The sequence below is a fragment of the Sulfidibacter corallicola genome, assembly GCF_017498545.1.
Lineage (GTDB): Bacteria > Acidobacteriota > Holophagae > Acanthopleuribacterales > Acanthopleuribacteraceae > Sulfidibacter > Sulfidibacter corallicola.
The window spans coordinates 5,309,973-5,333,430 of sequence record NZ_CP071793.1; the positions used below are offsets into that span (position 1 = coordinate 5,309,973).

Annotated in this window: 22 protein-coding genes; 6 read left to right on the forward strand and 16 right to left on the reverse strand. The window is 57.7% G+C overall.

The features are described 5' to 3' along the window. Nucleotides 1-30 precede the first annotated feature (30 nt). Entirely contained in the window at nt 31-984 is a 954-nt protein-coding gene (locus J3U87_RS15925; RefSeq protein ID WP_237384045.1) for a nucleotidyltransferase domain-containing protein, read from the reverse strand. Nucleotides 985-1,259: 275 nt separating this feature from the next. Between J3U87_RS15925 and J3U87_RS15930 the strand changes: the two genes are divergently transcribed. Further along, nucleotides 1,260-2,459 carry a pyridoxal phosphate-dependent aminotransferase gene (locus tag J3U87_RS15930; RefSeq protein ID WP_237384046.1) on the forward strand — a complete coding sequence of 400 codons (1,200 nt, stop codon included), beginning with the start codon at nt 1,260-1,262 and terminating at the stop codon, nt 2,457-2,459. Nucleotides 2,460-2,498: 39 nt separating this feature from the next. Here the strand turns inward: J3U87_RS15930 and J3U87_RS15935 are convergent, their stop codons facing one another. The 7 genes from J3U87_RS15935 to J3U87_RS15965 all read right to left on the reverse strand — a co-directional run bounded on the left by J3U87_RS15935 (nt 2,499) and on the right by J3U87_RS15965 (nt 7,877). Continuing rightward, complete coding sequence (locus J3U87_RS15935) at nt 2,499-3,398, reverse strand: flagellin N-terminal helical domain-containing protein (RefSeq protein WP_237384047.1); 900 nt, start codon at nt 3,396-3,398, stop codon at nt 2,499-2,501. A 23-nt stretch (nt 3,399-3,421) separates the two neighbouring features. Then, on the reverse strand, nt 3,422-4,921 hold the full coding sequence (gene flgK / locus J3U87_RS15940; protein WP_237384048.1) for a flagellar hook-associated protein FlgK: 1,500 nt from the start codon (nt 4,919-4,921) through the stop codon (nt 3,422-3,424). Nucleotides 4,922-4,931: 10 nt separating this feature from the next. Continuing rightward, entirely contained in the window at nt 4,932-5,432 is a 501-nt protein-coding gene (gene flgN / locus J3U87_RS15945; RefSeq protein WP_237384049.1) for a flagellar export chaperone FlgN, read from the reverse strand. A gap of 32 nt (nt 5,433-5,464) precedes the next feature. After that, nucleotides 5,465-5,788: a hypothetical protein gene (locus J3U87_RS15950; RefSeq protein ID WP_237384050.1), complete on the reverse strand. Its 324-nt coding sequence runs from the start codon at nt 5,786-5,788 to the stop codon at nt 5,465-5,467. A 29-nt stretch (nt 5,789-5,817) separates the two neighbouring features. Next, nucleotides 5,818-6,105, reverse strand: coding sequence for a flagellar biosynthesis anti-sigma factor FlgM (locus J3U87_RS15955; protein ID WP_237384051.1), 288 nt, complete (start codon nt 6,103-6,105; stop codon nt 5,818-5,820). A 78-nt stretch (nt 6,106-6,183) separates the two neighbouring features. Next, complete coding sequence (locus J3U87_RS15960; protein WP_237384052.1) at nt 6,184-6,621, reverse strand: hypothetical protein; 438 nt, start codon at nt 6,619-6,621, stop codon at nt 6,184-6,186. A 62-nt stretch (nt 6,622-6,683) separates the two neighbouring features. Further along, nucleotides 6,684-7,877 carry a flagellar basal body P-ring protein FlgI gene (locus J3U87_RS15965; protein WP_237384053.1) on the reverse strand — a complete coding sequence of 398 codons (1,194 nt, stop codon included), beginning with the start codon at nt 7,875-7,877 and terminating at the stop codon, nt 6,684-6,686. A 272-nt stretch (nt 7,878-8,149) separates the two neighbouring features. Here J3U87_RS15965 and J3U87_RS15970 point away from each other — a divergent pair, with 272 nt between their 5' ends. Continuing rightward, on the forward strand, nt 8,150-9,568 hold the full coding sequence (locus J3U87_RS15970) for a hypothetical protein (RefSeq protein WP_237384054.1): 1,419 nt from the start codon (nt 8,150-8,152) through the stop codon (nt 9,566-9,568). Nucleotides 9,569-9,570: 2 nt separating this feature from the next. Here J3U87_RS15970 and J3U87_RS15975 read toward each other — a convergent pair whose 3' ends face one another. Beyond that, nucleotides 9,571-10,758: a peptidase U32 family protein gene (locus J3U87_RS15975; RefSeq protein ID WP_237384055.1), complete on the reverse strand. Its 1,188-nt coding sequence runs from the start codon at nt 10,756-10,758 to the stop codon at nt 9,571-9,573. Next, nucleotides 10,706-11,971, reverse strand: coding sequence for a U32 family peptidase C-terminal domain-containing protein (locus J3U87_RS15980; protein ID WP_237384056.1), 1,266 nt, complete (start codon nt 11,969-11,971; stop codon nt 10,706-10,708). The genes J3U87_RS15975 and J3U87_RS15980 overlap by 53 nt, the downstream gene beginning before the upstream one ends. 327 nt (nt 11,972-12,298) lie before the next feature. On the opposite strand from J3U87_RS15980, the gene J3U87_RS15985 reads away from it, so the two are divergent. The 4 genes from J3U87_RS15985 (at nt 12,299) to J3U87_RS16000 (ending at nt 15,418) form a co-directional block, all read left to right on the forward strand. Further along, a complete protein-coding gene (locus J3U87_RS15985; protein WP_237384057.1) occupies nt 12,299-13,267 on the forward strand; it encodes an NAD-dependent epimerase/dehydratase family protein in 969 nt (322 codons plus the stop codon). 139 nt (nt 13,268-13,406) lie between these two features. Further along, nucleotides 13,407-13,859, forward strand: coding sequence for an RrF2 family transcriptional regulator (locus J3U87_RS15990; protein ID WP_237384058.1), 453 nt, complete (start codon nt 13,407-13,409; stop codon nt 13,857-13,859). Beyond that, on the forward strand, nt 13,856-15,031 hold the full coding sequence (locus J3U87_RS15995; RefSeq protein WP_237384059.1) for a cysteine desulfurase family protein: 1,176 nt from the start codon (nt 13,856-13,858) through the stop codon (nt 15,029-15,031). Before J3U87_RS15990 ends, J3U87_RS15995 begins: the two co-directional genes overlap by 4 nt. Nucleotides 15,032-15,094: 63 nt before the next feature. Further along, the gene (locus J3U87_RS16000; RefSeq protein ID WP_237384060.1) at nt 15,095-15,418 is read left to right on the forward strand and encodes a HesB/IscA family protein; all 324 of its coding nucleotides are present in this window, start codon (nt 15,095-15,097) and stop codon (nt 15,416-15,418) included. Nucleotides 15,419-15,473: 55 nt separating this feature from the next. On the opposite strand, the gene J3U87_RS16005 is transcribed toward J3U87_RS16000, so the two are convergent. The 6 genes from J3U87_RS16005 to J3U87_RS16030 form a co-directional block, all read right to left on the reverse strand. After that, nucleotides 15,474-17,033, reverse strand: a complete 1,560-nt coding sequence (locus tag J3U87_RS16005) for a cellulose synthase family protein (RefSeq protein WP_237384061.1) — start codon at nt 17,031-17,033, stop codon at nt 15,474-15,476. A 416-nt stretch (nt 17,034-17,449) separates the two neighbouring features. Continuing rightward, nucleotides 17,450-18,076: an anti-sigma factor family protein gene (locus J3U87_RS16010; protein ID WP_237384062.1), complete on the reverse strand. Its 627-nt coding sequence runs from the start codon at nt 18,074-18,076 to the stop codon at nt 17,450-17,452. Continuing rightward, on the reverse strand, nt 18,066-18,680 hold the full coding sequence (locus tag J3U87_RS16015; RefSeq protein WP_237384063.1) for a sigma-70 family RNA polymerase sigma factor: 615 nt from the start codon (nt 18,678-18,680) through the stop codon (nt 18,066-18,068). Before J3U87_RS16015 ends, J3U87_RS16010 begins: the two co-directional genes overlap by 11 nt. Before the next feature lie 329 nt (nt 18,681-19,009). Continuing rightward, nucleotides 19,010-19,687, reverse strand: coding sequence for a hypothetical protein (locus J3U87_RS16020; protein ID WP_237384064.1), 678 nt, complete (start codon nt 19,685-19,687; stop codon nt 19,010-19,012). A 100-nt stretch (nt 19,688-19,787) separates the two neighbouring features. Continuing rightward, the gene (locus tag J3U87_RS16025) at nt 19,788-20,543 is read right to left on the reverse strand and encodes an outer membrane beta-barrel protein (protein WP_237384065.1); all 756 of its coding nucleotides are present in this window, start codon (nt 20,541-20,543) and stop codon (nt 19,788-19,790) included. A gap of 299 nt (nt 20,544-20,842) precedes the next feature. Continuing rightward, on the reverse strand, nt 20,843-23,371 hold the full coding sequence (locus J3U87_RS16030; protein ID WP_237384066.1) for a hypothetical protein: 2,529 nt from the start codon (nt 23,369-23,371) through the stop codon (nt 20,843-20,845). Nucleotides 23,372-23,458 lie beyond the last annotated feature (87 nt).

The following is a 23,458-nucleotide window of genomic DNA, read 5'->3' on the forward strand; positions in this document are numbered from 1 at the left end:
ATTCGACGACCAGTGTTCAAGATTGCGCACTTAGCTGGAATGTAACGTTTTGGTGGCCGACCGTCGAGCTTCGATCAAAAACTGGTTGACGGTATCGTAATCGGGTCTGTCCGGAAGGGTGCAGTTGAGGAACGCTTCCTCGAATTCCGCGTGAAGCTTGGTTCTCAACGTGTCGACGGCCTCCCAACTCAGCTCGCCGTGGCGAATGGAAGACAATAGTGGCCGTTTCTCTTCTCCAACCCGCACCATGACGCGCCGATCTCGCAGAATCCCGATGCCAGCGTACAACAGCCGGATCAGGTGCATGGCGTGTTTCCAGTTCACGTGCTCTTCGCCGCGTGCCAGCCGTTGCGTCATTTTCTTGAATTGCGAAAGGACGTACCCGTTGTACGTCTGGTAGGCCAGTTTCGAGAGGAATGCCTCGCGTATGGCCAGCAGTGCCTCCGTGACGGGTGTCTTGAAGGTGATCAGCGGCGTGTACAGGCACTCCAGGATGTTCGGGTTCGCCTTGAGTGCCAAATTGAGGAATTTTTGCAATTCCCAAAAACACAGCTCGTTTGTTTTGTCCTCGAGTTGCTCGGGCAAGGCGAAGAGAGACCAGTGCAGTTCGGCCGGGGGCAGATAGATGCCTCGGATATCGGTGTCGGAGGCGTCGTGATCCAATCCGTAGGCGCGCGAGCCCACGATGCAGCGGTAGATGACGCAGTCCCACAGGCGCTCTTCGGACAAGCCCTCGTCGATCCCCCGCGCTTGGAATCGGGACAGCGTCGTGACTTGATCGCGCCGAAACATGCCTTCCTGCCCGTCCACGAGCTTGACCCGGTAGGCGGCCGTCTGATCGTCGGGCTGGGCGGCGATCATGCCGACGGCACCTTTCGGGAAGGCCGGATGGGAGTTGGTCGCCTCGACATCGGTGGTCGTGACCACCTTGGTACCTACCGGGATGAGGTGTTCTTTCGTGAATCGCTCTTCCTTTTTGGTCATGCTGTCGATCCTCCCGGTCGGCGGTGATCTCGGTGTTACTCGGTGGGCCGAAAGTGCTTGCTCCTCCGGCGGCACTCGCGCAGAATGTGAAGCGTCCCAAGATCCTCACAGGCGATCATCTTACCAGGCTGTCGCCGGTTTTGCCGTCGGGGGAACGAGTTCAACACTACGGGAGTTTTCGATTGAAGAACCGCAAAAACGCGTCTCCAGAGCCCTCTTCTGCTCCGAGTTTTCCCGGATTTCGCGAAGTGCCTAGAACCGGAGTGATTTACGTCATGGCTGAAGCCCGCAAACACGGCTTCCACTACGGCCATTCCGAATGGGCCAACCTGGGTCAGGGGGCGCCGGAAACGGGCGAGATTCCCGGTTCGCCGGCGCGTCTGACGCAGATTCCCTTGGCGGATGATACCTACGAATACGGTCCGGTGGTGGGCATCAACGAGCTGCGTTCCGCGGTCGCGGATCTCTACAACCAGCGTTATCGACGCGGCATGTCTTCGCGATACAGCATGGAAAACGTGGCGATTTCCTCCGGTGGACGCGCTGGCCTGACGCGGGTCGCCGCCGCGCTCGGCAATATCCATTTGGGCCACTTTCTACCGGACTATACGGCCTATGAAGAGCTGCTCGAATTGTTCAAGGCGTTCGTGCCGATGCCGATCCTGCTCGAGTCGGGCAAAGGCTTCGGTTTCGACGTGAAACGGCTGTTCCGGGAAGTGATGGGGCAGGGATTGGGTGCGGTACTTATGTCCAACCCCTGTAATCCCACGGGGCAAGTGATGTTCGGTGAAGATTTGGCCGAGTGGATCGACATCGGTCGCACCCTTCAATGCGCCCAGATTTTCGATGAGTTCTACAGTCATTACCTCTACGACGAGGCCGCGAAGGCGTCGACTTCGCTCAGTGCCTGTGCCTACGTGGAGGACGTGGAGCGGGATGGTGTGGTCATTCTGGACGGTCTCACCAAAAATTGGCGCTACCCCGGCCTGCGGCTCTCCTGGACCGTCGGCCCCAAGGAAATCATCCGCCGCATCGGTTCGGCGGGCAGCTTCTTGGATGGGGGCCCACCCCACCCCGTGCAACGGGCCGTTTTGCCGTTGCTCGATTCCGCGGTGGCCGATGCCGAGGCTCGGGCCATTCAGCGACACTTTTCCGTGAAGCGGGCCAGGGTGCTCGAGCGCTTGACCGAGCTGGGTTTCTCGATCAAGGGCATTCCCCAGGGCGCCTTTTACTTTTTTGTCGGTTTGGAAGGGCTTCCCGAACCGTTGCGCGATGGCATGGCCTTCTTTCAGGCGGCGCTCGAACGCCAGGTTATTTGTGTTCCCGGCGAGTTCTTCGACGTCAATCCGGGCAAGCGTCGCAGCCATATCCCTTCGCGTTTGCGTGGGTTCGTTCGCATCAGTTTCGGCCCTGCGATTCGGGATTTGGAAATGGGCTTGGATCGCCTTGGCCAGATGATGGCCGATTACCGCTGAACCCGGGGCAGGGCGGGTTTCCTTCTACCGCCAACGATCTCAACCCAGGAAATTCAATAGGCTCTGTTGGTTGATGGTGCCCTGCGAGCGCAACTGGGCTTGCAGGGTGTTTTGGACCTGTTCCAAATCGACGATTTCCTCGGCGAGATCGGCTGCTTCCAGTTGCGCCAGCACCGTGGTCAGGTTCTCTTCGAAAACCGCGTAGCGGTCGTTCTCCGCGGTCAAACGAACGTTGCGGGTGCCCACTTCGGCGATCGCTTCGTTCAGGCGCTCGGTCACATCTCGCATGCGCGGCAATTCGGCGTTGATGGCCACCTCGTCGTTGGCCCGGAACGCAGTTTCCAAGTTGGTCAGGATTTCGATGATGTCCGTCGGATCACCCGGACCCGTTGGGCCGTAGGCGAGGTCGGAACCGATGAAGTTGGTCTGAATCGTGTCGGTATCGTTGATGCGGGCATTGACGATCGTCGTGTTGCCGGAATATACACCTGCCGCATCGAACGGCTGCGTGGTGGTAAGGGTGCCGGAGAAGAGGTATTCGTCCTCGTGACGGGTGTTCAGGCGATTGATGATCGACTCGCGATGTTGCTGGATCTGGTCCGCGATGGTTTCGCGCTCCAGATCGTCGTGCAGATGGGAGGTCCCCTGCACGGCCAGCTCACGTGCCGCCTCGAAGCTCTCGAGAATGCTGTTCAGGGACGATTCGATGACACCGTTTTTTTGCAGCAGGGTTTCGATGTTCTTTTCGAAGGCCGCATTCTGCTCGAGCTGGTCCCGCGTGCTTTCGATGCGGCTGAAGTTGACCGGATCGTCCGAGCCGCGATTGACCTTTTTGAGCGTGGAAATGTGTTCCAGAATTTGGCTTTGCTCGAAATTGCTGCGCTGGTTGTAGAGCAGAAACTGGCGGTCGTTGGCGAATTCGCCCAGGCGGAATACCACGACACCCTCCTGTTAAATACCTTTTATCCCAATCGGTTCAAAATGTCCGCGGTCAACTGGTTGATGACCCCGATGAACCGAGAGGATGCCTGAAAGGCCTGTTGGAATTGCGTGAGTTGAATGGCTTCCTCGTCGAGGTTGACCCCCGACACCTCGTCGCGTCGGGCTTGGGCCTGGTTCAACAGGAGTTGGTGGGACTCGAGGTTGTCGCGCGCGTTTCGTGTCGTGCGGCCCAGATCGGAAAGCGTGTCTCCGTAATAGGATTCGAAGGTGCCGGTATTGGCGGTGCCGTCTCCGTTGCCGTCGATGACGGTCGAGCTGTCGCGTAACCCGGCCAGCGCCAGGGCGATGACGTTGTTGCCCGTCTCTCCGGCAGTGTCGCTGAGGGACACTTTGTCGGGATCGAATCCGAGAGAAGGATCCAGGGGGTCCACCAGCAGGTCGGTGGATAGGGAGATGGCGCTCGCTGCACCTTGATAGCGGTCGGGATCGACCGTCGGCGGCGCCGGTGCGCCGGGGTTGGTGGGATCCAGAGGGTCGAAAAAGCGCAGTCCGGTGTCGTTCGGTGGAGCCGCGAGGCTGAAGCCCGTCGTATGGAGTGCGTTGAATTGGTTGATGAGACCGGCAGCCAGGTTGTCCAGTCGCCGGCGCAAATCACCGATTTCGTTGTCGCGGAGATCGAGCTTGGCGCCCAGCGTGCCGCCGTTGATTTGCGCGGTGATGTCGGTCGGTCCACTGCCGTTGTCGATATTCACGTCGAAGAAGTTGTTGTTGGCGGCATTTTGGGAAACGCTGAGCAGGTATTGCTTTTCACCCACGAGAACCAGGTTGCTGTCCTTGATGTTTACCTGGATCCGGTTGTTACCCATGTCGAACACGTCGACTTCGACCAGTTCGGCCAATTCGTTGATCTTGCGATAGCGCTCGTCGATGATGTCCTGGGGCGGCGTTCCCTGGTTGTAGATCTGGCCGCTCAATGCTTCGATTTCCGCCGTGATCTGGTTGATTCGGGCCACCGTCGATTCCACATCCACATTGGTGCGGGTTTGAACTTGGAACAGGTCCGCATCGCGATTGCGGATTTCGGTGGCGAGGCGGTCGCCCATCGCCAACAATTCGTTGCGCGCGGCCGTCGAGGACGGTCGCAGGGATACCTCTTCGATCGCTCCGAAAAAGTCGCTCATGCGCTGGCCGATGCCGGAGAATTCGGTTTCCGCCATCAAGCCTTCCACTTCGGCGAGCCCCTGGGCGAAGGTGTCGTGGTACCCGAACCGACCCTGCTCACGGGTGAGCATCTGGTCCGCGATGGTATCGCGCAAACCCAGGATGCTGCTGACCTCGGAACCGGAGCCGACGATGTTTCGTCCGCCCGAACCCAGTCCGGTAACTTTGGTCTCGGCCATTTGCCGACTGTAAAACGGGGTGTTGACGTTGGCGATGTTGTTGCCGATGACGTTCAGGCCCACCTGTGCGGTGCGCACCCCGGCCAAGCCGGTATAGAGACTGGCATTCAATCCGACCATGACCCGCTCCTCAGACTTCTTGGACCAGGCTGTTGCCCATGTCGATGGATTGATGGGCGAAGCCGCGGGCGTTGTAGGCGTTGGGCGCTTGCAGTCGACCCGGCTGTCCGGCGTTCAACCACTTCTGGATGAACTGCCATTGCGCCTGTTGCATCATCTGGCTCTGGCGCGAGTATTTGCGCAACTCCTGAGTGGCGGCCTGAATCTTGTTCCGATGCTCGAGCAACGTTGCCCGCCAATCGCCGCCCAACGATTCCGCCAGGGCACCCAGGGTTTTGAACCGGGGGACGCCGCGGCGTTTCGCCATTTCGGAGAGAAGGGCGTCCTGGGCTGCCATCACCTGTTGGAGATTGGTCAACAGCGCTTCCTGCGGGCGGGTCATTTCAAAATAGCGAGACCAATCCGGTTTGACCAAAAAGGCCCGCAGGTCGCGTTGTTTTTCTATCAGTTCAATAAGCACCTGGTGTTTGTGCTGTAACAAAGACACCAGCTTCAAATATAAAGCTTGCATGGCGACCCCCAACGATGACGAGCAATGCTCGACTAGATGGTGACATCGATGGAGTGGTAAGCGTCGCTAGCGATGATTTCCTTTTCTTCCGCTTCATCGGAGGCCGGTGAACCTTGATCGTCCTGGGCCTCGCTCTCCTGATGAGTCTGCCGCTCCTTTTGGTGTTCTTCGCGAACCCCAATTTCTGCGGAATCCTCCAGAGCCTTGACCTTTGTCGCTTCTTGGCGCAACGTCTCGTGTAAAGCGTGGTTGGCTCGCTCTTTGGCCGCCTGTTGGCCTTGGATCTGTGCGGAGTTGATCTGCTCGGCATACACCGTGTTGGAGATCAGGCTCCGCAGGAAAATGGGGTCGGACATCGGTTTTCCTCAGGAGGGGTCGCGGAAGGCTAGAAAGAGTTCAAGCTTTCGTCGATGACTTTCTTGGCAACTTCCCGTTCGTCACGGTGATAGGTGCCCTCCGCGAATTCGCGTTGGATACCCGAAATTGCTTCGGACCGAATGTCAGGGGCTTGACGAAGACTGTCGACAGCGCGTTGGAACAGACTTCCGGAGACGGAGACCTCTACCGAGTCGCTGGGTGCCTCAACAGCTTCGGCTCGTTTCGAGCCTTTGCCGTAACTGCTGGCAGCAGATGCGTAAGATGCTGAGGACACGGAACTTTTTTCTACTTTCATTGGACCCTCCGGTCTTCTTTGCCGACTACCCACCAAGCCTATCGGTAGGTGCCCAAATGAGCTTAACCGGAAAGCATGCTATGGCGCTAACTCCTTGGCTCCATAAACGTTCTTTAAGGATTTGGTGAATCCTAATCCCTGGCTTTCAACGATTTTTTCCGCGGTGTTGCGAAAAAACTCGTCTCGAAAATACCCCAATCCTTGGCTCGATTCGCCCATCAAGCCACCTCCTGGTGAGGACGCATCCATGGTCTTCAACATAAAGGTAACGAGCTGGACTTCCAACTGTTTGGCTGCTTCATCGAGGTCGGCCTTCTGGTCTCCCGGGCGCCGCAAGGCGTCCTGGAGGCGGGCCGGTTCGGATCCGTTAGATTGGGTTGCGCGTTCCAGCAGTTCGGCGAATTCCGACGCGGATTCCCCTTCGCCTTCCCTGGCGATCGAGGACCATCGGCGTTCTGCCGTCTGCACGAGGTCGGTGTTGAGAATGGGGATGGATGATTGAGAATAGCCGTCCATGGGATGGTCTCTCCTGGATCATGTCTTGAGTTGCGGTTGAACTGGGACGCTTCCCAGGGGGATTACATGAGCTTCAATTCGGCGTGTAGCGCGCCCGCTTCCTTCATGGCCTGAAGAATGGCGATGATGTCGCGGGGCGACACTTTGAGCGCGTTCAGCGTTTCGGCGATCTGGCCGAGCGACACGCCCTCCTTGGCCACGTAGATTCGGGCCGGTTCTTCGCTCACCTCGGTGGTGACATTGCGTTGATTGACGGTTGGCGGTGCGTTGACCTGTCCCCCTCCGGGAACGGCCACGTTCTCTTCCTGGATTTGAATGGTCAGATCGCCGTGCGATATCGCCACCGATTCGACCTTGACCTGGGTGCCGATGATGATGGTTCCCGTGCGTTCGTTGATCACCACCTTGGCTGCCGTGTCCGGTCGCAGCGTCAGGTTTTCCAGGCGCGATACGAAGGCGATCATCTGATTTCCTCGGAATTCGGGGGGCACCATCACTTCCAGCGTGCGGCTGTTGAGCGGCCGTGCGAACTCGCTTCCCAGCAATTCGTTCACGGCCGAGACCGCCCGATCCATGGTCGTGAAATCTTCCTGGAAAAAGATGAATCGCAGACTGTCGCCGGCCAGGAAATCGAAGGGCACTTCTCGTTCCACGATGGCGCCGTTCGTGACCATACCGACCGTGGGATGGTTCTTGACGACGGAAGAGCCGCCGCTGCCCGCGGCGAATCCGCCGATGGAGATGGACCCCTGGGCGAGCGCGTAGGTCTTGCCGTCGACCGCTTTGAGTTCGGTGATCAACAGGGTGCCGCCCTGAAGGCTCGTGGCATCCCCGATGCTGGAAACCTGCACGTCCAATCGATGGCCGTTGCGGGCGAACGGGGGCAATTCCGCTTGAACCAGCGCCATGGCCACATTCTTGACCTTGATGGTGGTGGGATCCAATTTGATGCCCGATTTGGAAAGGGCGTTCGCAAGGGTTTGGGTGGTAAAGCGGGTTTGGTCCTTGTCACCGGTGCCGGCCAGGCCTACGACGATACCGTAGCCCGTGAGCATGTTCTCGCGAACGCCTTCGATGGCGGCGATGTCCTTGATGCGAACGATTTGGGCTTGAAGAGGAGAGAAAAGGAGGGACATGGCGGTGAAGAGAGCCAGTATTTTTGGAACCGAAGGCGATCTTCGGGTGAGTGTGGAAACGGCGTGGGGAAACGGGTTGCTTCCCATTCGGTCGCGTGATGTTTCGAGTGCTGGTCTCATGATCATTCCTCCACCGGTAAGCCGCTGGCGGAGCAAGACGAATACCATGCTTGATGATATGGGTAAGCTTAATAAAATGAGCGTATTATGGTCTGGGCTGGCAGGCTGGTTCGCTTCGGGGGGCGAAATTGCCCGGTGATTTTTGCCGCCCGGCTCTTTGCGGGGGTCACCGAAGTCCGGAGCCGCATCGGGAATGACCCGCAAAAAGGCTTCGGCGGTATGAATACTCCTGGACGTATATAATGAGTACACACCGACAAGGGGAGCGATTCATGGACCATGTTGCCGCCCTTCGAGCCTATCGTCGACAAATGGCGCGAAGCCTATGGCTCTACTTTTTTCTTAGTGACGGCTTTCTTTGGCTCCTGACGGCCGGTTCCGTGTGCTTGGCGCTGCGCATGGCTGGGATGTCGCCCAGCTTTTTGGTTTGGTCCGGAATTTTGATCCCCGTCATTCTGGGGGTGGCCCTCGCACGGGTTATTCGGGAGCTTCCTTCGCCATCGACGTTGCGTTCTTTTCTCGACGCCCACAATCGCCAAGGTGGCCTGCTCATGGCTTCCGAGGAAATCGACGTCGGTGCCTGGGATGTGCGGCTGGTGAGTTTGTCCTTGCCTGAAGTGAAGTGGCCGATGGCTCGATCGATCTCGGGGTTCCTTTTTTCCGCATCCTTTTGGGTCTTGGTTTGGCTCGCACCGACCCACTGGTTTCATGTTCCCGAACCCCCGAAAATGGATCTCTTTCACCAATTGGCGGAAGCCGAACAAAAAATTGCGGTCCTTGAAGCCGAGGAGATACTCGACCAGAACCAATCGGAAAAACTACGCCGGACTTTGGCCGAATTGGAAAGTGAATCCGGTGCGGCAAACCCCTCGCATTCCTGGGAGGCGCTGGACCAAGTGAACCGAAAGTTGATGGAAGAGGCGGAGCGGCATTTGGACGAACGGGAGGGGGCCGCGCTCCAACAGCAGGCCCTCGGCGACATGATGGCTGCGCTGACTCAAAGCGCATCACGGGTGGATAACCAAACCTGGCAGGATGCCATGCAGGAAATGGCTGAATTGAGTCAACAGGTTCGCGCGGAGAACCTGCAATTTGCCAAGGGGCTGGACGACGAAACACTCGAAGCCCTGGCGAACGCGGATCTCTCGGTGGCCGAATTGGAGGCCTTGGCGGCACAACTGTCGAGCACGCCCGAAGAGTTGGCGGAATTGCGGGAAAAGCTGAAAAACGCCGGCTTGATCAAAGGCAAAATCGTCAAGGCAAACAAGGGTGCGGATCTCGAGAAAGCGGAAGCCGCGTTGTTGAACCTGGTTGGTACGTGCAAAAACGGAAGCTGCGATGCCTTGAAGGTATGTTTGGCTCAAACCTCCGGAGGATCGATCAGTCGCGGACCCGGTAGCGCCGAATTGAACTGGTCTCACGAAACCAACGAGCAACAGGCCGCCTTTGAAAGCAAAGTCCTGAACGACCCCACGCTGCCCTCTCTCGAGCAAAGCTATCGAATGGCGGTGACGACGGCCGCTCCGGAGCAAGGTTCGAATCGGCGGGTTGCCGCCGTGTCCGGCAACAGAGCGGCTCAGGGGAGTGGCGCATCCTTCTCCCATCAGATTCTTCCCAAGCACCGCGCCGTGGTCGGCAAGTACTTTGAAAAGAAAGCCGAAGAACCGGAACCCGAGCACCGGCCCGACTGAAGTCAGCTTTCGCGCAACCGGTACACTCTGCTGCCCGCGCTGACCTTGCCCACGTGGTTCACCATCCACAGCCCGGTGGACTCGGCGCGGTCGTGCTCGTTGCCGGTAACGTCGCGAATCCATTCGACCCGAGCCTTGGCCACGTGGCCTTCCGGCGCGATGAACTCCAGGAGATCGTTCTGGCCGAACGGCAACTCGGTCATCAGGGCCAGGTACTTCTTTTTCCGCGTTTCCACGACGGTTCCGACGAGTTGGGCCTGTTCGGGCACCACGAGATGTTGGTTCTTGAGTTTCACGAACTGCTTGTCGGTACGATTCGACTTGAAGAAACCGCGCGTCAGGCGCGGGGCGAGGTGAGATTTGAGCCGGCCCAGGTGCTCGGCGGACGGCTCTCGAAGGTAGGACTCGAGTGCCGGAATCAGCTCGTCCGCCTCGAAGTGCTTGAGATCGAAACGGGCGACGTCGATTCCGGCCGCGGCGATTTCCTCCAGATAGGGCACGAGAAACAGGTCCTTCTCGTAGAACATGAAGGTCCCTTGGGTGTTTTCGACGAGGGGGAAGTGTTTTCCTTCGTCGACGGAAGTTGCGAAGCGCTCGATGAAGGCCCATTCGTCCGTTTCGGGTTCGACGGGAGAGATCAGTTTTCGCGGCGTGTAGAAAATGAGCAGACGACCCAGTGCCAGGTATTCCAGAGTCACCGTGTGGTCGTTCGCGTCCAGTGCTTCGCGAATGCTGCGGATCAAGGGCATCGGTAATTCGTTGGACAACACGATACGTTTGGGTTCGAACGCCTCGATCCAGCGACGAATCCCCACCAAATTGTGGTTGCCGGTTTCCAACACCAGTTGGCGTTCCATCATGGGAAAGGCATCGCGGACATAGGTGGCGACGCCCGGGTCCTGGACGCGAATCGCGTCGAAATGCGACAGATCGAGGGAACGAATCAAGGCTCCGCCGTCGGCGATTTCGCGATCGGAGAGGAGAAGGTCCCAGACCAGAACGGTTTTCAGGCCACGATTCCTGGCTTCTGCGGCACTTTGCCGGACCTGGTTGGTATCCAGATTTCCGATGCGCGCCAGATCGGTGTGCTCCAGCAGGACTTCGGTGACTCCGTCGAGCTCCCAGCCTTGTCGTAGATCAGCCTGCGTGCGCCCGGTGATGCTGAATGAGGGCCGCGTCGTCCGTGTCATGGGAAATGTCGTCCTTTTGTGCGTCGATCTTGGATTTGGGTTTGCGCAGGAGGAAGCCGGCACGGGCGATCGAGTCCGCGGGAAGCAGCACCACCCGGTTGGAGGAAACGCGTTGCACCCGCTGACCGGTGAGGTCCTTCAATGTGTCGGTCGCCAATACGCGAATGTCTTGTCCGGGCACCAACATTTCCAATCGATCACCGGTTTCGAGGGGGTTGCGGAGATGAATCGCCAGGTGATTTTCGGTGGCCTCGAGAATGTGTCCTATCACGTCGTGACTGTTGGGTTCGTGGCGCTCGTCGTGTAGGTAGATCGAATCCGATCGCGCTTTATCCACGAGGTTCCCGGATGTGTAATCCCGATGGCTCATGGTATTGAGTTCCCGGAACAGGTCTTCCACCCCGAAGTCGGCTTGACGTTGCCATGCCGCATCCCTGGCTCGGGCGTACGCGCGCACCGTCGTGGCCACGTAAAGCGGGCTTTTCATCCTGCCTTCGATCTTGAGGCTGTCGATGCCGGCCTCTACGAACGACGGCACCTGAGCGATACCCTGAAGATCTTTGCTGCTGAGGTAATGATCTTGCGGACCGGCGCCGCCCCTTTCGTCACTGAGCCGGTACTTGAATCGACAAGATTGGATACAGCCACCGCGGTTGCTGTCGCGGCCCGCGGTGTAATTGGAGATGGTGCAGTTACCGGAAAAGGCCATGCACATGGCGCCGTGGCCGAACAGCTCCACCTCGACCCCAGCCTCTCGTTTGATGATGGCCGCTTCGGCGATGGACACTTCCCTGCCGAGCACCAGGCGGGTGACCCCCATGTCACGCCAGAAGCGGGCCGCATGGCTGTTCAGGGCGGAAGCCTGGGTCGACAGGTGAACGCGGAGATTCGAGTGCCGGCGTACGGTGGTGAGGACCCCCAAATCCGATACGATGACCGCATCGACACCGGCCGATTCCAATTCCGCCAGGAATGGGGGCAGATCTTCCAGTTCCTCGTCGAACAGGAAACCATTGAGGACCACGTACACGCGGGTCCCGTTTTCATGGGCGAAGGCCACGGCCTGGTGAATCTGTTCGATGGTAAAATTGTCTGCGGCTTGGCGTAGGCCAAAGCGACGCCCAGCAAGGTAGACGGCGTCGGCGCCGTAACGAACCGCCGTTTGAAGCTTGAACATGTTGCCGGCGGGTGCCAGAATCTCGGGTTTGGTCATCCTGTACTCCACGAGTCGGTCGCGCTGCGAGACCGAATACGGACCAAGCGGCCAACCGACCATTATAACCTCAAAAATATGTGAAAGGCGATCTTCTGACGCTTCACGTCCGTATATGGCAGGGATTTCATGGTCTAAGTGACCTTTGGACGCAGGTTTTGCCCTCGTGGTAGGGGTCGATTTTTTGGGGAAGCCAGCAAAACAGATCGCCATCGGCGCGCGATTGCGTTAGGCTTCCAATGTCCTCCCTATCTTTCATTTTTTTCCGGCACACACCCTGGGCCAGGAATGCAACGGATCCACGTCGTGCCTCCGGAGAATAGCTTCATGAACATCATGGTGACTGGAATTGCAGGTTTTATCGGGTTTCACTGTGCCCAGCGGCTTTTGAACGAAGGGCATCGCGTTCTCGGGATCGACAATCTCAACGACTATTACGCACCGGCCCTGAAAGAAGCGCGGCTTCAACGCCTTCAACGGTTCGAGAAGCTATCTTTCGAGAAGCTGGATCTCTGCAATGGCGAGGCCCTGTCCGATCGGTTCGCCAAGTTTCGACCCGATCGGGTTCTGCACCTGGCCGGCCAGGTGGGGGTACGCTATTCGTTGGAGCACCCTCACGCCTATGCCCAGTCCAACGTAGTGGGGACACTCAATCTGTTGGAGTGCTGCCGGCATCACGGCCGACCACGCCTGGTCTATGCGTCCAGCAGCAGTGTCTATGGGGGCAATACCAAGTTGCCCTTCTCGGAGAGCGATTCCGTCGATCATCCCATCTCGTTGTATGCCGCCACCAAGAAATCGACCGAACTGATGGCCCATGCCTATACCCATCTCTATGGATTTTCCACGGTCGGGCTTCGCTTTTTCACCGTCTACGGACCCTGGGGCCGTCCGGACATGGCCGTGTGGCTGTTTACCAAAGCCATTCTTCAGGGCGCTCCCATCAAAGTGTTCAACCAGGGAAAGATGTCCCGTGATTTCACTTATATCGACGACATCATCGCGGGCGTACACGCCGCATTGTTCAGCGAAGACCTCGAACCATACGAGATTTTCAATCTCGGCAATCATCAAAGCCAGTCATTGGACGATCTGATCGAGTGCATCGAGTCGGCCTGTGGACGCGAGGCCAAGCGTGAGTTTCAACCGCTCCAGGATGGCGACATGGTGGATACATTCGCCGATATCGAGCGAGCGCGCGCCAAGCTGAAATTCGAACCGAGCGTGCCGTTGAAAGTCGGTGTTCCCCGATTCGTGTCCTGGTTGTTGGCGAACCCCGAGTTCCAGACGCTATAGGCCCGAATGGTCGTGAATCGTGGGTTTCCCGTGAGCCGTAGCCGGCTTCCACGAGTTAGCCATTGATTTGATAGGCCCTTCCCTCTTAATATGATTAAAGTGGACTTGGTTGGTCCTATTTGTCGAGGAGAAGTTCCGCATGCTGCGTCTACCCAAATCGGTCGATTATGGAATTTTGATTTTGTTGACGCTCTACGAGGCCGACCAGGCGGAAACGCTCAGTGCGTTACAGGTGGCCCGGGCTTGTGGGCTGCCCCATCAGCAGGTGGCCAAACTGCTCAAGTTGCTGCAGCGGCGCGATGCGGTGGAATCGATTCGCGGGCCACGCGGCGGCTATCGGCTCAAGGCCGATGGCGCGGTTTTGAGCCTCCAACAAATCTACGACATGATCGAGGGCCCCCTGGCGCTTACCGAGTGCATGTCGGATGAACCCTGCCATTGTCGCGTCATGGAAAATTGCCGTCTACAACCCTACATGGTGGCCGTCAACCAAACCATCGAGCATGCTTTTTCCGGGATCACCCTACGTCAGATCAGTGAAAAGAAAAAGCCCCTGCCGCCGTTTTCCGACCAGATAGGCATGGTGGTATGAGCGTCAAGACTCCCGTATATCTCGATTACCAGTCCACGACACCGGTGGATCCCCGCGTCGTCACGCGGATGCTTCCGTTTTTTACCGAGCGGTTCGGCAACGCCGCCAGCGTGGAGCATCGCTTCGGCTGGGAGGCCGAGGAGGCCGTGGCCCAGGCACGCGAACGGCTGGCGACGTCGATCGGCGCCAAGCCCGAGGAGATCGTTTTCACTTCGGGGGCGACGGAGAGCAACAACCTCGCGATTCTCGGTGTCGCTTGGGCCTATCGCCGCAAGGGAGATCACCTGATCACCGTTGCCACCGAACACAAGGCAGTGCTGGATCCCTTCGAAGCCTGGCGCCGCGAAGGTGGCCAGGTAACCGTGCTGCCGGTCGGGCGTGATGGAATGCTGGATCTCCAGCGCCTCGAAGATGCCGTGACGGATCGAACCACGCTCGTATCGGTGATGGCGGCCAACAACGAGATCGGTGTCTTGCAGGACCTGGAAGCGATTGGTCGCATCGCAAAGAATCGCGGTGTGCTGTTTCACTCGGATGCGGCCCAGGCCCTGGGGAAGATAGACCTGGACATGGATGCGATGGGAATCGACCTGCTCTCCTTTTCCGGGCACAAGATCTATGCACCGAAAGGCATCGGTGGGCTCTACGTGCGCCGACGCAATCCTCGGGTTCGTCTCGCCCCGCAGATTTTCGGCGGCGGTCACGAACGTGGCCTGCGGTCGGGGACGCTCAACGTACCGGCGATCGTGGCCCTGGGAGAGGCGGTGTTCCTCGCCCGTACCGAAATGACCGAAGAGGCCGAGCGGCTTCGTACTTGGCGCGACAAACTCTGGACCGGCTTGCAGCGCTTGGGCGGCGTCTTTCTCAACGGCGCTCTGGAGCCGCGGCTACCGGGGAACCTCAATGTGTCTTTCGATGGTGTCGCCGGTGAAAAATTACTTTTGGGCTTACAGGATCTGGCCCTTTCCTCCCGCTCCGCATGTACCACCGCGTCCGATACGCCGAGTCACGTTTTGGCGGCGATCGGCGCGGAAACCGAGGCGGCTCGAGCGGCTCTGCGAATCGGTCTTGGACGCTTCACCACCGAAGCGGAATGTGCCTACGCCGAATCGCGTATTGTCGAAGAAGTGAAGAAATTGCGTGTCCGTGCCGCGTGGCACGCTGCGGTCTGAGCCGGAGGGCCCTGTTTTCCCACATCAAAAATTACCTAAAAACCACACCAAGGAGTTCAACCGATGATCAGCATCACCGAGGCCGCACAGGCCGAATTTGAACGAATCATGAGACAAGAGGGCAAGGGTCGCCGTGGCATTCGCTTGGGCGTCAAGGGCGGCGGCTGTTCCGGTTTTACCTATGTCATGGATTTCGTGAACGAACCCCGTGACAATGATTCGATCATGAACGAAGAACGCATCCCGGTGTTTATCGATCCCAAATCCCTGACCTATCTGGATAACCTGGAAATCGATTTCGCCTCGGATCTGCTGAACCGGGGATTCAAGTTCAACAACCCCAACGCCAGTAAATCCTGCGGTTGCGGCACTTCGTTCGCCGTTTGATTTCGTGCCCGAAGGCCCTAGGGCACTTCGGGCATCCCATCCCGGCGAGGGAGCCTCACCCCTGTTCCTGGTAGGCGATGCCCTGCTCCTGTTCGGCCCTCATCTTTTCCTGGTCCACCGTCCGGTTTCCGGCTTCCTCGCCGTTCCGAACCACCTGGGGTCGGCCGCGGTGCCATTCCTCGAACAAGGTCAGCAAACCCATATAGAGGAATCCGTTCTGGAAGAGTAGGAGAAAGGGGACGCTTCCCCAGACGCCAGCCTGAATGGCCCACACGATGGCGCCGGTATACATGAACCCGATGGCCACTTCGATCAGGCCCCAGCCGCTGCGGGGAAGTTTGTATCCGGTCTTTCCACCCGTCCCCGCCTTGCCGATGCTACCGGTTTTCGGGGTGCGCACGAATTCGCTCTGTTTGCCCATCAGGGCTTCGATCACCGCGCGGGTGTTGTTGAGACCCAAACCGATGCCGATCGACATCAAGGCCGGTATGAAGCGTTTGCGACCCTTCGTATGGCCGAAGACCGCTCTTTGGCTCGCCATGTAGAAAAGAATGAACGAGATGCTGGCCATGAAGAAGATGGGGCCGTCGATCAGCAGGATGCGCCACCACTCCCAATGTCCGCGCAGGACCATGCTGGGAATGACAAAAATCAAGGTGTTGATCATCATGAGCACGTAGGCCAGGTTACCGGTCAAATGAAAGGTCGCCTCCATTTTGACGGCAAGTGGTTGGGAACTGCGCCAGATGGTCGGTAGAATCTTGCGCATGACCTGGACAGAGCCTTTGGCCCAGCGGAACTGCTGGGTCTTGAAGGCCCCTGCGGCAATGGGTAGTTCGGCGGGGCAGGTCACCTCGGGAATGAACAGGAATCGCCAGCCTTTCATTTGGGCGCGATAGCTCAAATCCAAGTCTTCGGTGAGGGTGTCGTGTTCCCAGCCACCGGCATCCTCGATCGCCGTACGACGCCAGATTCCAGCGGTACCGTTGAAGTTGAAAAACAGGCCGGAAACGTTACGGCCGCCATGCTCGATCATGAAGTGCGCATCCAACATGATCGACTGAACCTGGGTCAGGGTGCTGAAGTCGCGGTTGAGATGGTCCCAACGAGTCTGGACCATGCCGATTTTCGGATCGCTGAAATGGTGGATCGTCCGGTGCAGAATGTCTTTGGGCGGAATGAAGTCCGCATCGAAAATGGCGATGAACTCCCCGGTGGCCCGGTTCATGGCGTTTTCCAGGGCGCCGGCTTTGAATCCGACCCGATTTTCGCGGTGGATGTGTTGGATGTCGATGCCGTTTTCGCGGTGCATTCGTACCCGGGCCTCGGCCAGGTAGCGCGTCTCGTCCGTGGAATCGTCGACGACCTGAATTTGAAGCCGATCACGTGGGTAATCGATGGCGACACAGGCGTCGATCATGCGATCCACCACGAATTTCTCGTTGAAAATGGGGAGTTGGATCGTGATGGAGGGAAGCTCCGAGAATCGGGTTTCCGGGCGGTGTCGGCGGTTCCTGTTTTTGTGATAGAGCCGGGTAATGATCAACCGATGTGCGCCGAAGACACACAACACCAAAAGAATACCGAAGTACCCACCAAATACGATGATCGTCATGGTATCCATTCCGTTATCTTCCACCTTTTCCCGTCCCTGATCTTGTGGCAGGGGCACTCGTGCAGACTCATTACTCTACACCAATGCGGTGGCCGGTGCCATTTTGGCGAGCCCTACAAAAAAACAGGCCGGCATCTGCCGGCCTGGATCATTGGAACGGCGACATCCCTTTTCGTGCTGCCGAAGGGATGGAGGAAGGGTGGTCTTTCAAGTTGGTGTCCATCCAGTGATGGCAAGGTGGTACCTGCCAACTGATTCTCCTGGATGGGCACGGTATCGGGTTTCAGGTGTCAGGTCTCAGCATGAACCCTTTAGGTAGTTGGCTGATACCTGACGGCCGAGATCTCACTGCATGGGATCCCAGGCCGGTACAAAGGACCTCTTTCAAAAAAACAGGGTTTCTTGATGGGCGCAGGTTAGAAGCGGCTTAACGAGGCCTGCTGCTGGGTGCGCTTTTTGAGGTTCTTGATGCGAATCAGGTGGTACTTTTCCTGGGTTTCACCGAAGATTTCCACTTCGTTGCCTACGAGGGTGTAGTCTTTGACGAAGTTCTTGCCCACATCATCGACCGCAAATCGATAGAGTTCGCCTTGAGCGGTTTTCAGGCCCAAGCGATGACCGTCCTTGCAAATCGAGCCTTTGGTCAGTCCGGCTTCTTCGGCCAGGGCGCAGTCGTTGCAGACCACGTGACCGGTCAGCGTTTTGGGCACGAACTGATTGGAATCCGTGAACAGGCCCTGGATCAGGAATCCGAGTACGATCGCGGCCGCGATGGTCAGGGCGACATAGGTGAGCCGACGTCTGAAGAACCGGACCTTGCGTTTGCGATCGAAGGTGCGTTGAATGCGATCTTCCAGGCTTTTCGGCATTTCTACGATGTCGGCATGTGCCCGCAGCCGTTTTTTGAGAGCCGCAAAATATTCGAGTTGGGCCTTCGCCTCGGGATTGACCTCGATGTACTGCTCCACCGCGAGCCGATCCGCCGGGTTCAACTCGTTGTCCAGATAGGCCTGCAGCCTCTCTTCCCAATACTCATGATCCATACTGAGTACCTCCAGCGGACTTTTCTATTTCCTGTTTTCCGAAAATGGGTTGCACATTCGTTTTGACGATGCCCTTCTTGCGGGCCAGTTCCTGCAATTGGGCCTGCAGGGTTTTGCGGGCTCGATGCAGCCGGCTCATCACGGTACCGGCGGGAATGCCCAAAACGTCCGCAGCTTCGCGGTAGGCCAGATCTTCCAGATCGACCAACAAAATCACTTCCAGGTAGTGTTGTGGCAACTTCGCCAGGGCATCGCGCAACTCGGCGTCGAGAACGTTGCGGAACAGAAAATCCTCGGGGTTCTTGGGGAGGTCTTGCTGGTTGTTCACCAGAAGGCGATCGACTCCCGAGGTCATGTCCTCGAAACTGATTTGATGGCCTTCGCGCTTCTTTTTTCGGTATTTGTTGATGAAAATGCTCCGCAAAATGACGAGCATCCATGCCAGCGGGCTGGTACCCGACTGGTATTGCTCGAACTTTGAATAGGCGCGAAGGAGTGTGTCCTGGACCAAGTCTTCCGCATCCTTATCGTTTTGGGTCAAACGATAGGCATATCTATACAAGCGATCGGAAAGGGGGAGAATCGCATCATAAAACTCTTGCACCTCAAACCTCCTCAGCAGGTAGGAACGGGTAAGGGCTGCCTAATATTCCCCCAAGGGCGATTACTTTTCAAATGGCAAAGCGCCTTTTTGGCGGTCCGAAAGGCCGGTGAATGGGGGAGAGCGCGAAAGGGGGAACCAAAAAAAAGACACCCGGGCGGGTGCCTAATTACAATGAAACGGAGAGATGAGAAGCTTACTTTTCTAGTATGGGAAAATATGTCTCATGGTTGGAAACGCCTGTGAGTGTTGCATATCCAGTGCCATAAAAATGAGAAGTGAGAAAAGTAGAAAGGTGTTGAATGGATCGAGGCCCGGGCTGGCCGCGTCACCTACCGACGTCGTACGGCGCGCGAGCTGCTCCGGCTTGACGAACTCGAGGATCGGGTCGCCCCGCTGCTTCGCGAGCGCACCGCCCTGGAACTCGAGGAGGCGGTGCTCTTGTTGCCGCCGCGGCGTACGGCCTGACCCCGGTAACGATCGCTGGATCGGCTCACGTAACCCTGTCTGGACACGTGACCGTGGGGAAGGGTGCGGACGACTCGGGTGATCCCGCGATAGGGATAGTAACTGGGGTATCCCAGATACCACAGCCCGGCGACTCCGAAGGGGGCATAGGCGTAGTCCCAGAAGGGGGACCAGGCGTAATGGTGATGGTACGGACTGTAAAAGTTCCACCAGAGCGGCCCGTAACCGTAATGGCCGGTGTAACCATATCGCCGCGGAGGCACGTAACCCGGCTCGACATGGGAAGGGACTCGGCTGTCGAGGACGATCAGGTGATCGATCAGCCAATCGGGCATCTTGTCCCGTTTCATTTGGCGCAGAAGCTTTCGATTCACGTCGAACGAAACGCCCTCTTTGTTGATTTCCTTGATCAGTTTCCTTTTCTCGACGCCTTCCGCCAGCTTTTGTTGGAGGTCGTCATAGGAAAGGTGTGCAAAAGCCTGGCTGCCAAGCGCGAAAACGGCCGTGGCAAGCAGGATGAATCGTGCGCATCTCCGGCGCATATTTCCCTCCTTTGGTTCTGAATCGTCGATGTATTCATGTATCGTCATGATGGGTCGAAACCTCGATGGACGCATTTTGGTTCATGGAGTGTTGGGTTTCTCACAGACGAATGGTGACCCCGACAAAACCGGACTGGGAACCCAAGTCCAATTCGCCGAAGCCGATGAACGACCCTTCCAGGTCATCTTCGCCCCAATCGCGCTGCAGTTGAAAGTTGAGATCGACGTTTTTGTGGAGGTTCAGGCGAAATCCGGCGCCGAGTCTCGTGGAAAAGGCTTCGCCATCCGATTCGAAGCGATCGGCGAAGATGAAGGGGTCGTTGGGATCGGTCTGATCCACGAACTCCCCGTCTTGATGGAATTCCCATACCTTGAATCCAACGCCTGCACTCAGGTAGGGCACGAAGAATTTGGGAGCCCAACCGCGGGTTCCGAAGGTTTCTCCCGCGCCAAAAGGAGTCCAGATGATCTGACCGCCGATCCAGGTGGTATCCAGTGTGGTGGTGTTGAAAATGGGGTGGCCGTTGATGTCGACGAAGTCCAAGTTCTCGGCAGTGGTATCTTCTTCGTAGGCGGTGACGGCACCGCCCAAGCTGATTCGATTGTTCAACTGGTAATAGACTTTGAAGTCAAAGGCGAATCCATCGAGATCGTCGCGATCGAAGGTACTTTCGTTTTCCAGAAAGTCGTAGATGTCGCCGTTGTCGTCGGGATCGTTCGAGCCGAAATTGAATTCCAAATACACGAGATTGGTTCGATCGAAGTAATCGTTTTTCTGCGCCAGGGCGGAGGCGGGGAAAAGCAGAACCAATACGCCAAACAAAAAGGTCGTTGGCACATACTTGAGAGGGCTCATGTAGTTCTCCTTTGTGGGGCTTTTCGATAAATCATCGAAAGAGCCAAAACAGTGCCAAGGAGATTTGGCGTTCGGTTGTCGTGATTTCGGAGCCTTTCGCGCGTCTCCACCAAACGCCGAGAGATCGCCTGTCCCAACGATTTGCGAATATGTGACGAAACCTACGGGCTCTTTTACAGGCGACCTGGGAGCAGCGTCGCCGAGGTCCGGTGCCAGAAGCGGTCGGCCGTGGTTTGTCTACCAAAAGCGACACGTGACCCCTGGGTGCCACATGCCGCCAGCGAAAGAAGGTCGGCTTCCTAGCGGAGATGGACCCCGAAGCGGCGGTGTTGCCACACCCGCTTGTCGCTTTCGGGTATTCGATTGAACAGGAAGATCGCCACTTCGCCGCTGGGACTGATCAACTCCAGTTCGTCCAGAGCGTTGCCCCATTCCGTGAAATCGCGCGAGACGAGCACGAGCGAGCACAGGGAATTGTTGACGTGGATCAATTGATGGGTCGCGATGCCCGAGTTGTCCGCACTCAAAAACAACCCGCTCTTGTCCAGCTTCACCGGACCCACGTAGAACACGCGATCGGGGCGATCCAGGCGATCCAAGACGAAACGGCTGTTGGCGTCTTCCCCGTTGACGAGAGACAGATCCTCGGAGGGCATGCTTCCCGCCAGGGCCGATGCCTCGCTGGAGTCCTCCGCGTTGAGTAGGGCATAGCGGCGGCACTCGCTCTGACGCTTGGGGGCGACGAGGCTTTTCAGCGAAAACAGAATGATCAACTGACTTGGGTTCTCCATTCGGGTTCGAAGGCGCTGGATGAACTCGTCCCGCTTCAAGTGAGCCGAGAGCATGACGTACAGTGGACCGTGATGATTCCAAACCGGACCCAGGCGCCCCTCGAGAAAATCGAGTTGGCGGGTTCCGGACATGTCGAGAAAGTCGCTCTTGCTTCCCAAATTGACACTGAACGCCTGTTCTTTGCCCAGAACCAGAATACCCAGGTTCCGCTCGCCTTCCAGGAATACCAGGACCCGGTCACGTCGGTTGAGGACGCGTTGTATCTCCGCCAGGGGCGGTACCTTGGTTTCCCGGTAGAAAGGCCGGGTCTGCTCCCAGAGCTGGCTCCAGATATCGAGGGTTTGGTTGTAACGGCGCGGTGAAGCCTGGTGGTTGGGGTTCTCGGCCAGATCTTCGGTGAGTTGGATCAGTTGACCGCCAACCTGTGTCAGTTGGTGACCCAAAACCGGATTGTCGCTGAGGGCCTCGCGTTCGAGGGCCAGTTGGCGAAGTGTCACCAAATGGTCCAATTCGTTGAAGAGAAACAAATCGTCGATGACCTGACTCGAGCTGGTCTTGACCAGCTCCCGGTCGATCAGCCAGCCGAACGGTTTTTCCTGGACCTGTTCTCGGCCCATCGACAGCATCGGGAGATTTTCCGGGATCTTCCAGATCTCGACCGCCCGCAGGAAGAACCAATTGGCTCTGTTCCCTTCACCACGGAGCGTGTGGTACCGCGCAAGGCCGATGAGGATCTTGCACTCGAGGTTCGGGAACGGCAATTCGGTAACCGCTTTCCGCGCTTTGCTCAGAAGAACCTCGGCCTCGGTCAGCCTTCCCTTCTCCAGATTGACCAAACCCAGCAGGTAGTCGCGGTAGATTTCCTTGTAGCGGGTGTCGGGGGTCTTGGATCGAACGGTTTCCTCGGCTTGCCATTGGCGGCGACGAATTTGTCGTTCCAGGGACCTGTATGTGATTTTCTCGACCGTCACTTTCGGAGGCTTGGGCGTACGATCGATCTTCGGTTCCGGACTCGCCGTGTCGGTTTCCTCCGGTTTGGGTTTCTCCACCGTGGCGGTGCTGTCTTCTACCGGCGGTTTCGCGGGGCGCTCTGCCGCGGCTTTCCGCAGGGCGTTGGCCGCATTGACCGCGGCGGGGCGCGATTCGAAGGGAAATACCGCTCGTTTGGCGAGCGTCGCGCGATTTCGTGAAACGATTTGGATCGCCCTCTGCTGGTCGCGCGCTGCGTAATAGGTCTTCAGTACGTCCTGGAAATAAAGCCGGGTCTCCACATCCTCGATTTGTTTGCTCTGCGGCATGGCTTCGTTGATGCGCCGGGCGGCCTCGTTCAAATCGCCGCGATTGAGCGCCTGCTTGATCGAGAGTGTGCGGTGGAAAAAAATATCTTCTTCGGACGGAATCGAAGGCAGAGGGGGGAGATTGAAATCACTGCCGGTTTCCAGGTGATGGGCGAATCGCAGAATGAAGGGAATGTCCAGGTTGGCGACAGTCGGGAAAATGGCTTCCGGTGGGAGCTGTCGTGCCAAACGGAACCATCTCGCCAGGGTGGGCGGCAATTTCAGGGGTTCCTCGCCGATGTCGGTATAGCGTGCGAGCCCATAGATCAACTTCCATCGCAGCGGACCACCGAAATCGTCGATCTCTTCGAGATACTGCTGTGCGTGGCTCTTGAACGCGACCCAGTCCTCGAGTTGGGCGGCCAGCAGCACCAACACCAGTTGCGATACGCCGCGCCACTCCAGACCTCGACTGAGCGAGGATTTGTAGAACTCCCGCTTGCCTTCCACGGCATTCATACGCATGGCGATCGCCGCCAAATGAATGGCCAATGTGGCTCGATTCTCGTCGGTGGGCTGCACGCCCAGGAACTGGGACTCGGCTTCGAAATACTTTCCCTGGCGGAACAACTCCAGCCCTGACTCCAAAGAAGCGGCCTCGAGCAGGATTTCGACGGGCTCGACCTGTTCGGACTCGTCCGAAGCCTGTGGCAGGTCCTCCATTGGCATTAATACCAGCAGCAGCATCCATGCAATCATGGGCTCTCCCTAATCGATTCGCGGATCGCATTTCCGAGTCGATGGTTCCCCAAAGCGCTTGGCGCTACCCCAATACCCGACCCGGAA